A 14,453-nucleotide genomic window follows, 5' to 3' on the forward strand; every position below is an offset into this window, starting at 1 on the left:
AGGCCGCTTCACGCCCAGGGGTCCTCGCGCCGCCACACCGTCGGCAGGTGCAGCGCGACACCGTCGTGCGCGGCCAGCTCGTCGAGGATGCGGACCGACACGTCGAGGTCGTCGCCCGCATAGGGCAACGCCCGCAGCGGTTTCGACAGCGGCCGGAAGAAGTCGTCCCAGTGAATGAGGAGCACCCGGCGCGCCCCCACCGCGCGCACGGTCTCGGTCCAGTAGTCGATCAGGTAGGACCGCGGCCGCAGCCCCAGCTGCCCGACCGACAGGTAGACGACGTCGGCGCGGTGGCCGGCCAGCGCGCCCTCGACGAAGCCGGCGCTGCCCTGGATCAGCAGCCGCCGCTCCGACGGCCGGTGGTGCACCAGCGCCGACCAGGCCTCACCGCAGCGGTAGGCGGAGGCCTTGACCGGCGGGGTCAGCGGCGCGTCGATGGTGCCGGGGAAGCGGTCCGGCGGGCAGTGATGGGACTCCACCAGCGTCACGTCGTAGGCGCCCAGCGTGATCGGCTCGCCGCTCTGGGCGACGACGATCCGTTCGTCGGGCAGCCCGTGTCCGCGCCCGACATTGGCCGCCGACTCACCGCCGACCAGCAGTGCACCGGTGCGTTCGGCCACCAGCGCGGAATCCAGGGCGTGGTCGATGTGGGTGTGCACCGGGATCACGGCCTCCAGCCGGGACACCTTGGCCCGGGCCAGGCAGCCGTCCACGCGGGCCGGCGCCGGCGCCACCCTGCCGGCGGCCACCCGGGCCAGGCCGGGCCGGGAGAAGTAGCCGTCGGTCAGCAGCGCCGACGACCCGTCGTCGACGAGCAGCGTCGCCACGCCCATCCACAGCACCGACAGCGAGCCGGGTTCGGCGGCGGGCGCGTCGAACCGGTCCGCATACCGTGCGATGTCGGGCCGGCCGAGTTTGAGCCGCATCAGGCGAACGCCCCGATCTCGACACCCGCGGCCTGCAGCCGATCGCGGACGGCGGCGGCGATCTGCGCCGCACCGGGCGAATCACCATGCACGCAAACCGATTCCACGTCGACCGGGACGGACGCGCCGCCGGCGCCGGTGACCCGGCCGGAGGTCACCATGCCCAGCACGCGCTCGGCGATCGCCGCCGGGTCGTGCAGCACCGCGCCGGGCTCGCGGCGCGACACCAACTGGCCGTCGGGCCGGTAGGCGCGATCGGCGAAGGCCTCGGCCACCGTGCGCAGGCCGCGGCGCGCGGCCTCGTCGAAAAACGCCGAGCCGGCCAGGCCCAGCACGGGCAGCGCCGGGTCCACCATTCGCACCGCGTCGGCGACCGCGGCCGCCTGTTCGCGGTGGGTCACGATCGTGTTGTACAGCGCACCATGGGGTTTGACGTAGGAAACCGCGGAGCCCGACGCGCGCGCGATCGCCTGCAGCGCGCCGATCTGATACACCACATCGGCGACGAGGTCGTCGGCGGCGACGTCGATGAAGCGCCTGCCGAAGCCGGCCAGGTCGCGATAGCTCACCTGCGCCCCGATCCGAACACCGCGCTCGGCGGCCGAGCGGCAGACCCGCAGCAGGCCGGCCGGATCCCCGGCATGGAATCCGCACGCCACGTTGGCGCTGGTGACGATCCGCAGCATGGCGTCGTCATCGCCGAGGCGCCAGACGCCGAAGCCCTCGCCCAGGTCGGCGTTGAGGTCGATGCGGGCCACCCGCCCAGCTTATGGGGCGGCGCCGGCGCCGTCCTTCAGAGGCGGTCGTCTTCCCCGGCACCTAGCGGGTGACGACCCCGGCCGCGATCTGTTGGGCGACGTCGACCGCGGACCCACCGGACAAGAAGGAGCCGCAGGCGGCCACGTCGACGACGATGTTGTTGCGCACGGTCAGCGCGCGCTGGCACCGCCAGCCGTCCTGGCTGCCCTCCTGCTCTTCGGACGTGCTGAGCGTGCCGCCGACCTTGTGGGAATCGGCGACGGCCCACGCGATCTCGGGCTGGCCGGGGGGATGGTCGACGAACCGGCGGTTGGCACAGGCGGACCACCTCCGGACCGAGGCGTCGTAGAACGCGTTGGCCTGCCGGGCCGCGGGGTAGGCGATCACGGCCTGGTTGACGGAGCCGTTGCGCACCTTGGGGTCGTCGAAGCTGTCGTCCAGTCGCTCGCCGCGCACCGCGGTCCAGCCGGTGTCCGCGTACACGGCCTGCTGGGCCGGCCCGGCCATCGCCAAGCAGCTCTTGTCGCTGAACGTCTGGCTCGAGTCCCACATCTCCTGCGTGCGATACCGGATCCGCATGCCCGCGCCCACGATCTCGTTGAGCTTGCTGTCGTCGAGCAGCAGCCCGTCGAGGGCGGTGACGGCAACCGGTGCCCCCGGCAGCGGACCGCGGGTGTCCGCGGGCGCGGCGCTACCACCGACGATGGTGGTGCAGCCGGCCGTCAGGCCGCACACCGCCGCCTGCAACAGGATCGGGATTTGCCTACGCACCACAGCCTTTCGGACGCGGGGCCCGTCTATGGCGACAAGCTTAGGCGGCGACTTCCCGCCGGCGCCCGAGCAGCCAGCAGACCAGGTAGATCAGGAAGGAAATGCCTGCGACGAAGACCGACACCGGGACGCCGGGCGCCAGCGACAGCACGATGCCGCCGACGGCGGAAACCTCGGCGAAGACGACGGAGGCCACCATCGCCGCCGCCGGCGAGGCCACCACGCGGGCGGCCGCGGCCGCCGGGGTGATCAGCAACGACATCACCAGCAGCGCCCCGACGATCTGCACGGCCTGGGCGGCCACCACACCGACCAGCGCGGCGAACACGATGCCCAGCGCGCGCACGGGCACGCCGCGGGCCGCGGCGACGTCGGGGTCGACGGTGGCGAACAACAGCGGGCGGTAGCAGATGCCCAGCACCGCGATGACGAGCAGGCACACCAGGGCCAGCATGGTCAGCCCGGTGTAGCTGACGCCGACGATCTGACCGGTGAGCAACGCGAAGCTGGTCGCGGTGCGGCCCGGGTAGAGGTAGAGGAACAGCACCGCCAGGCCGAGCCCGAAGGCCAGCACCACGCCGATCACCGAGTCGCGTTCGCGGGCCCGCCGCCCCAGAACGCCGAACAGCGCGGCCGCCAGTGCGCTGCCCACCAGCGCTCCCAGCCCCACCGAGAACCCGACCAGCAATGCGAAAGCCGCTCCGGTCAAAGACAATTCGCTGGAACCGTGCACGGCGAACGACATCTGGCGCATCACGATGAACGGCCCGATCAGCCCCGCCACCAGTCCCAGCAGCGCGGCGGCGAGCAGCGCCTGGCGGACGAAGTCGTGGCCGAGCAGGTGCGCGGTGACGTCGAAGTCGAGCAGGTGCGCAAGGACGTCGGTGAGCCGGTGGTTCACGGGTGCGCACCGTCGTTGGTGTCGCCCACCACCACGTAGCGGTCCTTGACCTTCACCACCTCGATGTCGGCCCGGTACAGCAAGGAGAGCGTCTCCGTGGTCATCACCTCGTCGACGGTGCCGATGCGGAATCGGCCGTCGACCAGATACACCAGCCGGTCCACGTACGGCAGGATCGCGTTGACGTCGTGGGTCACGACGATGACGGTGGTCGCCGCCTCGCGGCGGCGGCGGTCGATCAGTGCGGACACCAGCTTGGCGTTCGCCGGGTCCAGGGCCAGCAGCGGCTCGTCGCAGAGCAGCAGCATCGGATCGCTCACCAGCGCCTGCGCGATGCGGATCCGCTGCAACTCCCCGCCCGACATCACGCCCACCCGGACGTCCGCCAGGTGCTCGGCGTTGACCTGCCGCAGCGCGTCGGCCACCGCCGCGCGGCGGCGTGCCCGGTCGGCGCCCCTCAGCGGCAGGCCGCCCCACCGGTGCCCGTCGAAGCCCAGCCGAACCAGGTCGCGTCCCCGAAGCATCACGTCGTGGTCCATCGGCCGGTGTTGCGGCACGTAGCCGACGCGTTCGCTGCCCGAGGTCATCGGCTTTCCGTCGACCAGCGCGACACCGGCGGACAGCGACAGCTGCCCCAGCAGCACCTTGAGCAGCGACGTCTTGCCGCTGCCGTTGGGACCGAGGACCGCGATGAACTCGCCGCGCGACACCGACAGGTCGAGGTGGTCCCACAGCACGCGGTCCCCGAACGCCAGCCGGGCACCGCGCAGCGAGACGGTGTCCGGGTAGCGGTCGACGGCCCGGGCCGCATCGAGGGTCATGGCTGCACGGACCGGCCCGACTGCAGCGCGGTCAGCAGCTGGTTGACCGTGTTGCGCTGCCAGGTCAGGTAATCGGTTCCGGCGGGCAGGGTTTCGCTCACCTCGGTCACCGGCACGCCCGAGCGCTGCGCGGCGTCCCGCACACCGTTGATCGCCGCGGTGGACGTCTGCGGATTGACCAGCACCGCCGACACCTGGCGGTGGTTGATCAGGTCGAGGACGAACGCCATGTCGGCCGGCGAGGGATCGGTCTCGTTCTCGTTGGCGGCGGTGAAGGCGGGCGGTGTGCGGTTGACCAGTCCGGTGGCCGCCAGCAGGTAGTGGCCGACCGGCTCGGTCGAGATGACCGGGGTGCCGGGGTAGGCGCTCGCGATGGCGTGTTCGGAGATGGCGATCGCGTCCGCGCCGCGGCAGAACTCGGCGGCGTTGGCGCGGTACTCGGCGGCGTGGGCCGGGTCGATGGCGGCCACGCGGTCGGCGACGGCGAAGGCCACCGACTTGGCGACGCCGAGGTTGTAGAAGACGTGCTCGTTGGCCGGCTGCTGTCCCGCGCCGGCCCCCTTGAGGAACGAGTAGGCGCCGATCGATTGCACGCCCGGATGCCCCGCCAGCACCTGCTCGACCCAGGGGTCGTAACCGCCGCCGTTGTACACGACCAGGGTGGCGTCGGCGATGGCCGCGGCATCCGAGGGGCTGGCTTGATAGGAGTGCGGGTCGGTGTCGGCCCCGGTCAGGATGGAGTTCACCGGGATGTGACGGCCGGTGACGGCGAGCACCACGCTGCCCCAGACGCCGGTGGAGGCCACGACGGTGGCCGCGCGTGGGTGCGCCGTGCCGCCGCAGCCGGTGAGCGCGGCGGCGCCCAGCAGGACCAGCGCGGCAGGCAGCCAACGCAGCGCATCACGCACCGCGCGTCGTCCCCGCTTGAGCGCCATGCGCACGTCCGAAATCCTCTCACTGGCCGACCGGCCGACCCACAATACTAATGAAAATCGTTTCCATTACAAACTGGCGGTCGGCCGCCGCGTAGGCGCGACGGTCGATCCGCTGTAGCGTCACCGAACGTGGGTCCCGCACCGCGCCGGCGTGCGACTCTGGCATCGCTGGCCGACGAACTGAAGGTTTCGCGCACCACGATCTCGAACGCCTTCAACCGGCCGGATCAACTCTCCGCCGACCTGCGCGAACGCGTGCTGGCGACGGCCAAGCGGCTCGGCTACCCCGGTCCGGACCCCGTGGCGCGATCCCTGCGCACCCGCAAGGCGGGCGCGGTCGGCCTGGTGATGGCCGAACCGCTGACCTACTTCTTCAGCGACCCGGCGGCCCGGGACTTCGTCGCAGGGGTCGCCCAGTCCTGCGAAGAGCTGGGGCAGGGGCTGCTGCTGGTGGCCGTCGGGCCCGGCCGCAGCATGGAGGACGGGATGAGCGCGGTGCTGGGCGCCGGTGTGGACGGTTTCGTGGTGTATTCGGTCTGCGAAGACGACCCCTACCTGCAGGTGGTCCTGCAGCGCCGGTTGCCGGTCGTGGTGGTCGACCAGCCGAAGGGGCTCGCCGGTGTGTCCCGGGTGGGCATCGACGACCGGGCGGCGATGCGCGAGCTGGCGGACTACGTGCTCGGCCTCGGGCATCGCGAGATCGGGTTGCTGACCATGCGGCTCGGCCGGGACCGGCGGCAAGGGCTGGTGGACGTCGACCGGTTACGGTCGCCGGCCTTCGACGTGCAGCGCGAACGGATCACCGGGGTGTGGGAGGCGATGACGGCGGCCGGCGTCGACCCCGGCGCGCTGACCGTGGTGGAGAGCTACGAGCACCTGCCGGACTCGGGTGGGGCCGCGGCCAAGGCGGCGCTGGAGGCCAACCCGCGGATCACCGCGCTGATGTGCACGGCGGACATATTGGCCCTGTCCGCCATGGATTACCTTCGCGCACATGGCATTTACGTGCCCGGGCAGATGACCGTCACCGGTTTCGACGGGGTGCCCGACGCGGTCGGCCGGGGCTTGACCACGGTGTCGCAGCCGAGCCTGCAAAAGGGTCGCCGGGCCGGTGAGCTGTTGTTGAGTCCGCCGCGGTCGGGCCTGCCCGTCGCCGAGGTCCTGGGCACCGAGCTGATCCGGGGCCGCACCGCCGGTCCGCCCGCCTAGCCCTGATGGCGGCGACCCGTCCCCCAGCTTCGCGGGGGTACCCCCAGCGCCCGGCTACGCCGCGCTTGCGATCGCCGCTAGCCGCCGTTCTGGTCCCCGATCAGCAACCGCACGGCCAGGTCCAGGCGCTTGCTGACGTCGGTCGCCGAGGCGCGCCGGGTGAGCCAGGCGAGCAGGTTGGACAGCCACACGTCCGAGATCACCCGGGCGATGTGGTACTGGTCCTCGGTCGGCTCCCCGTCCGCCATGGCCCGGGCGAACATGGAGTCGATGAGCTTCTCGACCTGGTCGACCTCGCTGGCCGCCGAGGCGTCGGCGAACACATAGGCACGCGTCATGGCCTCGGTGAGCAGGGGATTGCGCTGCATGGCCCGGTTGAGCTTGCCGACCATGAAGTTCAGCCGTTGAAACGGCGTGCCCCCGGCGACCGACGAGCGGTCGGTCTTGGCGTCGATGCGGCTGAATTCGCGGCCCAGCGCCGAAACCAGCAGGTGCACCTTCGACGGGAAATACCGGTACAGGGTGCCCACCGCGACGTCGGCGCGGTCCGCGACGGCACGCATCTGAACCGCCTCATAGCCACCCTTGGACGCGATGGCCATGGTGGCGTCCAGGATGCGCTTGCGCCGCTCCCGCTGGGCCTCAGAGCCGAGTTCGGACTCGGCCAGCACCGCCACGTTCATCACCTCGCGCGGCTGCGAGTCAGAAGCGCGGCTCGAGGTGGCCTTCGAGTTGGCACTGGCTGGCATCTGCGGGGTTGCTCCTGTTCCTGGCGGCTCGCTTGCAAACGATACGCATGCTGAGTGTGAATTTCCCACCTCCGTACCGCCGGGACAGCCGCGTGTGCTGCTGCGATGGCGTTCGACTTGACGGTCGATCGCTGGCACTATTAGAACACGTTCTAGTCTGCGACGTGGTCGGGTTGCGCAGCGACCCGAGGCAGACAGGACAATCGAGAGCTAGGGGTCGTAGGCCCCAGGTCACGTCGAGTCGAAGGACGCGGAGGTCCCGAGGGTGGTAGCGACCGTCACAGACGAGCAGTTCGCCGCGCGCGCCCTGGTGCGCGACTGGGCCCGCAACGCCACGTCGGGGCCCGGCGGGACGACGGCAATCCGCGAGGTCGAGCGGGGCGACACGGACGCGTGGCGCCCGGTCTTCGCCCGCCTGGCCGAGCTGGGCATCTTCGGTGTCGCGATCCCCGAGGAGCACGGCGGCGCGGACGGCAGCGTCGAGGATCTGTGCGCGATGGTCGAGGAAGCGGCCAAGGCGCTGGTGCCCGGCCCGGTGGCGACCACCGCGCTGGCGACGCTCGTCGTCACCGATCCCGAACTGCTGGGGCAGCTGGCCGCCGGCGAACGCTTCGCCGGGCTGGCGCTGGAAGGTGACGCCCAGTTCGACGCCGACAGCTCGCGCGTGTCGGGTGTCCTGCCGTGGGCGTTGGGCGCCGCCGACGGTGGTGTCCTGCTGCTGCCCGCCGACGGCAAGTGGCTGCTGGTCGACACCGCCTCGCAAGGCGTGCAGATCGAGCCGCTGGAGGCCACCGACTTCTCCCGGCCGCTCGCCCGGGTGGTGTTGACGTCGGCACCGGCCACCGTGATCGCCCCGTCGCCGGCGCGGGTCGAGGAGCTGGCGGCGACCGTGCTGGCGGCCGAGGCCGCCGGCGTGACGCGGTGGTCACTGGACACCGCCGTCGACTACGCCAAGGTCCGCGAGCAGTTCGGCAAGCCGATCGGCAGCTTCCAGGCCGTCAAGCACCTGTGTGCCGAGATGCTGTGCCGCGCCGAGCAGGCGGAGGTGGCCGCCGCCGACGCCGCCCGCGCCGCCGCGGAGTCCGATCCCGAGCAGTTTTCGATCGCGGCCGCATTGGCCGCGAGCATCGGCATCGCCGCCGCCAAGGCCAACGTCAAGGACTGCATCCAGGTCCTCGGCGGCATCGGCTGCACCTGGGAGCACGACGCCCACCTGTACCTGCGCCGGGCGCACGCCATCGGACGCTTCCTGGGCGGCGCCGAGCGCTGGTTGCGCCGCATCACCGAACTGACCCAGGCCGGCGTGCGGCGGCGGCTGGGAATCGACCTCACCGACGTCGAGGGCCAGCGTGCGGCGATCGCCGCGGCCATCGCTGAGGTCGCCGCGCTGCCCGAGGAGAAGCGCCAGGCGGCGCTCGCCGAGGCCGGGCTGCAGGCGCCGCACTGGCCGGCTCCGCACGGGCGCGCCGCGTCACCGGCCGAACAGCTGCTGATCGATCAGGAGATGGCGGCGGCCGGCGTGGTCCGCCCGGACCTGGTGATCGGCTGGTGGGCGGCGCCGACCATCCTCGAGCACGGCACCCCCGAGCAGATCGAGCGCTTCGTGCCGGGCACCCTGCGCGGTGAATTCCTGTGGTGCCAGCTGTTTTCCGAGCCGGGAGCCGGCTCGGACCTGGCGTCGCTGCGTACCAAGGCGGTGCGGGGTGAGGGCGGCTGGCTGCTCACCGGGCAGAAGGTCTGGACGTCGGCGGCGCACAAGGCGCGCTGGGGTGTGTGCCTGGCCCGCACCGATCCCGACGCGCCGAAGCACAAGGGCATCACCTACTTCATCGTCGACATGCGCTCGCCCGGCATCGAGATCCGGCCGCTGCGCGAGATCACCGGCGACTCGCTGTTCAACGAGGTCTTCCTGGACAACGTGTTCGTCCCCGACGAGCTCGTGGTCGGCGCGGTGAACGACGGCTGGCGGCTGGCGCGGACCACGCTGGCCAACGAGCGCGTCGCGATGGCCACCGGCACCGCGCTGGGCAACCCGATGGAGGAGCTGCTCAGGGTGCTGGCGAAGCTCGACCTCGACGCCGCGCAGCAGGATCGGCTCGGCCGGTTGATCGTGATCGCCCAGACCGGTGCGCTGCTGGACCAGCGGATCGCCCAGCTCGCCGTCGGCGGGCAGGACCCGGGCGCGCAGTCCAGCGTCCGCAAGCTCATCGGTGTGCGCTACCGGCAGGCGCTGGCCGAGTACATGATGGACGTCTCCGAGGGCGGCGGGCTGGTCCGCAACCACGCGGTGTACGACTTCTTGAACACCCGCTGCCTGACCATCGCCGGCGGCACCGAGCAGATCCTGCTCACCGTGGCCGCCGAGCGGCTCCTCGGCCTGCCGCGCTAGCGCCGCCCGGGCCCAACGGCGCTCTGCCCGCCGGCGTTCGGTCCGAAGTGGTATTGCAGGCCGCGCCCGAGTCGCCTGATCGGGCTGATGTGGAACAGGATCTGCATCACGTGCCAGTACATCGGTGAGAAGTGCCGCTTGATGTCTTCCGCATCGGCGACCCACCATTCGCCGTCGAACACCAGCCCCGGCACCGCCCTTTCGAGTTCGCGCGGGTCGCCGATGCTCCAATCGAGCTGCGCGCCTGAGGCTCTCACCGGCGGATAACGCTGCAGCAGCCACACTCCCGCGCGGCTGTAGCCATCGAAAAGCAATAGACCCGCGGGGAAGTGCCCGACGATGCGCCGCAGCATCGCCAGGCCGTCGGTGCGACGCAGATATGGCGTCAGCCCCTCGGCGACAACCAGGACCGGCCGGTCGGCGGCGATCCCGCCGAGCAGCTCCGGGTCGGTGATCGAGGCGGAGACAACGTGCAGCCCGGGCCGCGGATCAAACAGCTTTCGCCGCAGTGCGATGACGTCGGGCAGGTCGATGTCATACCAGTCGACGGTGGCCGGCGGGTTGACCCGGTAGGCCCGGGTGTCGAGTCCGCAGCCCAGATGCAAGACGACGCAATCGGGGTGACCGTCGAGGAATCGCATGACCCGCCGGTCGTAGGCCTTGGAGCGCATCGCGGAGGATTGTTGATCGCGAGGGCGCATGCGCAAGTCGCCGAAGTCGTAGTCGAGGCGCCGCACGGCGCGATCGGCTTCGCGGTCGCCGAGGATGGAATCGGGCCGGCGGCTGTCCAGCGCCTTGCCGTAGAGGGTGACCAGCGCGGTCTGCTGCGTCCCCGTGAGGCTGACCTTCATGTGATCACCCATCGTCAGTCCGGGCGGATCGCTCGCGCCGCCCGATGTTCGCCATCGGCCCGGTCGCGCGCATCGCCAGAACAGTTTCGGCCATCCGGTACGCCGGGGCTAGAGACCGAAGTCCTCGGCGAGAGCCGCTGACCGCCAGAAGTGTATGCAGGCGACCGGTTTTCCGGCGCATGGCCACGGCTATGCGCGCGCCGCGGCCAGCTCATCGGGCGCCCGCGCCGGTAATCTCGTGGAGCGTGTTCGTGTGGGGGCCTTTCGGCCCTGGCCGGGCCCGTCAAGCGGTCGCTCTACTGGGTGTCAAACGCCGGTGCGAGGAAGGGAGCCGTGTCGTGGGTGCGCGACGTGCCGTGGTCTTGCACAAGCGACGACGGGGGCAGGGCATCACGTGTCGCTGACAGCTGATGCGACCACCCTTGGGCTGACGTCGGAGGAGGCCGCACGCCGGCTGGCGGTCGATGGCCCCAACGAGTTGCCGACAGCCAAGCAGCGCAACATCTTCCGTGAGGCGTGGGACGTGATCCGCGAGCCCATGCTGTTGCTTCTGCTCGGTGCCGGCCTGGTCAATTTCCTGCTGGCCGAGCCGCTCGACGGCGTGATGTTGATGGCGTTCGTCGTCGTGGTGATCGTGATCTCGATCTACCAGGAGCACAAGACCGAGCGGGCGCTGGCCGCGCTGCGGGACCTCTCGTCACCCCGGGCGCTGGTCATGCGCGACGGGGTGCAGCGACGCGTAGCGGGCAGGGACGTCGTCCGTGGTGACTTGCTGATGCTGGCCGAGGGCGACCGGGTGCCGGCCGACGCCGTGCTGGTGGACTGTGCCAACTTCTCGGTTGACGAATCGGCGCTGACGGGTGAGTCCGTGCCGGTGCGAAAGGTCGCGGTGGACTCTTCCGCCATGTCGGCGCCGATGGGGCATGCGGGCGGGGACGCGACGCCGTGGGTCTTCTCGGGCACCCTGGTGGTCAAAGGCCATGGCATGGCGGTCGCCAAGGCCATCGGCGCGGGCACCGAGCTGGGCAAGATCGGCGCGGCCCTGCGGACCATCGAGCCGCAACGCACGCCGCTGCAGCGCGAAATCAACAGGCTGGTAAGGGTTCTGGCGGTCTTCGGGATGGCCGCCGCGGCGGCCGTGGTGGTGGTCTACGGGTTGACCCGGGGCAATTGGCTGGCCGGGCTACTCGCCGGCATCGCGACCGCGATGGCGCTGCTGCCCGAAGAGTTCCCCGTTGTGCTGACCGTCTTCATGGCGCTGGGTGCCTGGCGGATGTCGCGCAAGCATGTGCTGACGCGCCGGCCCCCCGTGGTCGAGACGCTGGGATCGGCGACCGTGCTGTGCGTGGACAAGACCGGCACCCTGACCATGAACCAAATGACGGTGCGGCAGCTGATCGCCGGCGGGCGAACTTTCACCTGCGATGGCCAACCATTGCCGGAGGCGTTCCACACAATCGCGGAGTTCTCGGTGCTCGCCTCACCCATCGATCCGTTCGATCCGATGGACAAGGCCTTCAAGGATCTTGGCGCGAAATACCTTTCCGGCACCGCGCATCTGCACGACGACTGGGAGCTGGTCCGCGAATATCCGCTCTCCGAAGGCCTTTTGGCCCTGTCGCACGTCTGGCGCTCACCTGACGGGGAACGCTATGTGATCGCCGCCAAGGGCGCCCCGGAGGCGATCGCCGATCTGTGTCACCTGGGCGCCGAACGGCTGGCGTCGGTGGCCGCTCAGGTCGAACAGGCCACCGCCGACGGCCAGCGGGTGCTGGCGGTCGCGCGCGCGGGATTCGACGCCGACAGCGCACTGCCCACGCAACAGCATGACTTCGACTTCGAATTCCTCGGTCTCGTCGGCCTGCACGACCCGGTCCGCCCCGGCGTAGCCGCCGCCGTCGAGGAATGCCGCAGCGCGGCGATACGGACGATCATGATCACCGGCGACTACCCCGGGACGGCCCTGGCCATCGCGCGCGAAATCGGCCTCGACCATGCCGCCGGCTGCATCACCGGTTCCGATCTCGGCACGATCCCCGAAGATGAATTGGCGGAACGCATTCGCTCGGTGAGCGTGTTCGCTCGGATGGTTCCCGACCAGAAGCTTGCGCTGGTGCGGGCGCTGCAGGCCAACGACGAGGTCGTCGGGATGACGGGCGACGGCGTCAACGACGCCCCCGCGCTGCGGGCCGCCGACATCGGCATCGCGATGGGAGCGCACGGCACCGACGTCGCGCGCGAATCGGCCGCCCTGGTGATCACCGACGACGACTTCACCTCCATCGTGGGCGGGATACGTCAGGGCCGGGGCATCTTCGACAACCTTCGCAAAGCGATGGCCTACGTCATCGCGGTGCACCTGCCGATCGTCGGCATGTCACTGATCCCCGTATTCGTGGCGCACTGGCCACTGGTCCTGCTCCCCGTGCAGATCGCGTTCCTGGAACTCATCATCGACCCCGCCTGCTCGGTGGTCTTCGAGGCGGAGCAGATCGATCCCGCGATCATGCGACAACCACCACGCGGGCTGCACGAGCCGATGTTCGGCCGGCGCGTACTGACCATCGCCGCGCTGCAAGGATTGTCGGCGCTGGCCGCCACCGCGGCGGTCTACGTGTGGGCCGTGCTGACCGGACAGTCGGACGACGTCGTGCGCTCGATCACGTTCGCCACGCTCGTCGTGAGCAACCTGGCGCTGATCTTGGTGAATCGCTCGTGGCGGCTGCCGGTGTGGCGGGCGTTTCAGCAGCGCCGCAACCCAACGCTCAAATGGGTCCTGGGCGGGGCCACCGCGCTTCTCGTTGTCGTGCTGTCCGTTCCGGGTTTGCGCCACGCGTTCAAGTTCGGTCAGATCACGCCCGGTCAATGGGGTGTGGCCGTCGTCGCCGGAGTCGTTGGTGTCGGCTGGTTCGAGATCTACAAGACCGTCACCGGGCACCGGCAACCGGGTTCGTCCCGGTCTCATCGGGTGAGGCCGTCGTGACCGGTTCGGGGATCGCGGTCGGCCTGCAGCTCGGCACCCAGCCCCCGCTCGGTGCCACTCGCGCCTATCTCGTCGGAGCCCGCGCGATGCGGCTGGACTCCGTCATGCTCATCGATCACTTCCAGAACGTCTTCCCCAGCGTCATCTGGGACCGGCAGCTGACGTGGCTCGCCGCGCAGCACCCGACCCCGCACGAGTTCTTCGACTATCAAGTGCTGTTCGGTTTCCTCGCGTCGCGCGTGGGCCGTATGCGCCTGGGCGTGGGGGTGACCGAGTCGATCAGGCGGCACCCCGTCCTGATCGCGCAAGCCATCATGACCCTTTCCCATCTGACCAAGCGCGCACCCATCCTCGGCATCGGAGCCGGCGAACGGATGAACATCGACCCCTACGGGCTGGACCCCACCGGGCCGGTCGGCCGCCTGGAGGAGGCCCTGCAAATCATCCGGCTCTGCCTGTCGCAGCGAGGGCCGATCACGTTCTCGGGCAGGCATTTTCGGCTCGAGCGCGCGCCGATGGATCTCAAACCCGCACCTGGCAGGGCTCCGGAGATCTGGATCGCCGGACACGGGTCGCGGATGCTTGCACTGACCGGACGCTACGGCGACGGGTGGTACCCCACCGCGGTAGTGTCGCCGCGCGAATACGCGGACAAGCTCGCGACGGTGCGAGCCGCGGCCGGCGAGGCGGGGCGTGACCCGGCCTCGATCACCCCTGCGCTGCACCGGTTCGCGGTGATCGCACCCACCGAGCGCGAGGCGCGAGCCATGCTCAGGACGAAGGTCATCAGGTCGTTGGGACTGATGGCGCCCAGCGACCTGTGGCGCCAAGCCGGGACCGTGCACCCCTTTGGCGAACACTTCAACCCGCTCGTCGACTTCGTGCCCGGCGACTACGACCGGGCGACGATGGACGCGGCGATCGCCGCGGTGCCCGACGACCTGGTCAGCGAGGGCCCGCTCCTGTGGGGCGCCCCCGACCAGGTGGTCGCCAGGCTTCGGGCCTTCGGCGACGCCGGCATGCGGCACGTCGTCCTCGCCCCCGTGTCAGGTCTGGTCTCCAAACGCGCCGCCCTCTACGGGCTCTGGGCCACCGGGCGGATCGCGCGGTCACTTCGTGGCATTGCCCAACACGGCAGTTAACTCAAAGCCCAGTGCCT

Annotated in this window: 12 protein-coding genes; 4 read left to right on the plus strand and 8 right to left on the minus strand. The window is 70.5% G+C overall.

Annotation, left to right across the window (positions count from 1 at the left end):
- Positions 1–8 precede the first annotated feature (8 nt).
- The 6 genes from U8D42_RS24835 to U8D42_RS24860 all read right to left on the minus strand — a co-directional run bounded on the left by U8D42_RS24835 (position 9) and on the right by U8D42_RS24860 (position 5,113).
- On the minus strand, positions 9–926 hold the full coding sequence (locus U8D42_RS24835; protein ID WP_322860403.1) for an MBL fold metallo-hydrolase: 918 nt from the start codon (positions 924–926) through the stop codon (positions 9–11).
- Positions 926–1,684 carry a LamB/YcsF family protein gene (locus U8D42_RS24840; protein ID WP_322860404.1) on the minus strand — a complete coding sequence of 253 codons (759 nt, stop codon included), beginning with the start codon at positions 1,682–1,684 and terminating at the stop codon, positions 926–928. The genes U8D42_RS24835 and U8D42_RS24840 overlap by 1 nt, the downstream gene beginning before the upstream one ends.
- A 61-nt stretch (positions 1,685–1,745) precedes the next feature.
- Positions 1,746–2,459: a sensor domain-containing protein gene (locus tag U8D42_RS24845; RefSeq protein ID WP_322860405.1), complete on the minus strand. Its 714-nt coding sequence runs from the start codon at positions 2,457–2,459 to the stop codon at positions 1,746–1,748.
- A 37-nt stretch (positions 2,460–2,496) separates the two neighbouring features.
- Complete coding sequence (locus tag U8D42_RS24850; RefSeq protein ID WP_322860406.1) at positions 2,497–3,357, minus strand: metal ABC transporter permease; 861 nt, start codon at positions 3,355–3,357, stop codon at positions 2,497–2,499.
- Positions 3,354–4,178: a metal ABC transporter ATP-binding protein gene (locus U8D42_RS24855; RefSeq protein ID WP_085239755.1), complete on the minus strand. Its 825-nt coding sequence runs from the start codon at positions 4,176–4,178 to the stop codon at positions 3,354–3,356. The genes U8D42_RS24850 and U8D42_RS24855 overlap by 4 nt, the downstream gene beginning before the upstream one ends.
- Positions 4,175–5,113: a metal ABC transporter solute-binding protein, Zn/Mn family gene (locus tag U8D42_RS24860; RefSeq protein WP_090418701.1), complete on the minus strand. Its 939-nt coding sequence runs from the start codon at positions 5,111–5,113 to the stop codon at positions 4,175–4,177. Before U8D42_RS24860 ends, U8D42_RS24855 begins: the two co-directional genes overlap by 4 nt.
- A gap of 129 nt (positions 5,114–5,242) precedes the next feature.
- Here U8D42_RS24860 and U8D42_RS24865 point away from each other — a divergent pair, with 129 nt between their 5' ends.
- Complete coding sequence (locus U8D42_RS24865) at positions 5,243–6,322, plus strand: LacI family DNA-binding transcriptional regulator (RefSeq protein ID WP_322860407.1); 1,080 nt, start codon at positions 5,243–5,245, stop codon at positions 6,320–6,322.
- Between the two features lie 77 nt (positions 6,323–6,399).
- On the opposite strand, the gene kstR is transcribed toward U8D42_RS24865, so the two are convergent.
- On the minus strand, positions 6,400–6,999 hold the full coding sequence (gene kstR, locus U8D42_RS24870) for a cholesterol catabolism transcriptional regulator KstR (RefSeq protein ID WP_040621610.1): 600 nt from the start codon (positions 6,997–6,999) through the stop codon (positions 6,400–6,402).
- A 337-nt stretch (positions 7,000–7,336) separates the two neighbouring features.
- Here kstR and U8D42_RS24875 point away from each other — a divergent pair, with 337 nt between their 5' ends.
- Complete coding sequence (locus U8D42_RS24875; protein ID WP_322860408.1) at positions 7,337–9,460, plus strand: acyl-CoA dehydrogenase; 2,124 nt, start codon at positions 7,337–7,339, stop codon at positions 9,458–9,460.
- On the opposite strand, the gene U8D42_RS24880 is transcribed toward U8D42_RS24875, so the two are convergent.
- A complete protein-coding gene (locus tag U8D42_RS24880; protein ID WP_211279214.1) occupies positions 9,457–10,311 on the minus strand; it encodes a class I SAM-dependent methyltransferase in 855 nt (284 codons plus the stop codon). The genes U8D42_RS24875 and U8D42_RS24880 overlap by 4 nt on opposite strands.
- 394 nt (positions 10,312–10,705) lie before the next feature.
- Between U8D42_RS24880 and U8D42_RS24885 the strand changes: the two genes are divergently transcribed.
- Both U8D42_RS24885 and U8D42_RS24890 read left to right on the plus strand, forming a co-directional pair.
- Positions 10,706–13,294, plus strand: a complete 2,589-nt coding sequence (locus U8D42_RS24885; RefSeq protein ID WP_322860409.1) for a cation-translocating P-type ATPase — start codon at positions 10,706–10,708, stop codon at positions 13,292–13,294.
- Positions 13,291–14,436, plus strand: coding sequence for an LLM class flavin-dependent oxidoreductase (locus U8D42_RS24890; RefSeq protein ID WP_322860410.1), 1,146 nt, complete (start codon positions 13,291–13,293; stop codon positions 14,434–14,436). The genes U8D42_RS24885 and U8D42_RS24890 overlap by 4 nt, the downstream gene beginning before the upstream one ends.
- Positions 14,437–14,453 lie beyond the last annotated feature (17 nt).

Origin of the sequence: Mycobacterium europaeum, assembly GCF_034555895.2 — a bacterium.
GTDB classification, from domain to species: Bacteria; Actinomycetota; Actinomycetes; order Mycobacteriales; family Mycobacteriaceae; genus Mycobacterium; species Mycobacterium europaeum.

Bases quoted from the DNA above. Each gene is read 5' to 3' on its own strand.
- U8D42_RS24835 (WP_322860403.1), bottom strand. From the start codon at position 926: ATGCGGCTCAAACTCGGCCGGCCCGACATCGCACGGTATGCGGACCGG.
- U8D42_RS24855 (WP_085239755.1), bottom strand. From the start codon at position 4,178: ATGACCCTCGATGCGGCCCGGGCCGTCGACCGCTACCCGGACACCGTC.
- U8D42_RS24860 (WP_090418701.1), bottom strand. From the start codon at position 5,113: ATGGCGCTCAAGCGGGGACGACGCGCGGTGCGTGATGCGCTGCGTTGG.
- U8D42_RS24880 (WP_211279214.1), bottom strand. From the start codon at position 10,311: ATGAAGGTCAGCCTCACGGGGACGCAGCAGACCGCGCTGGTCACCCTC.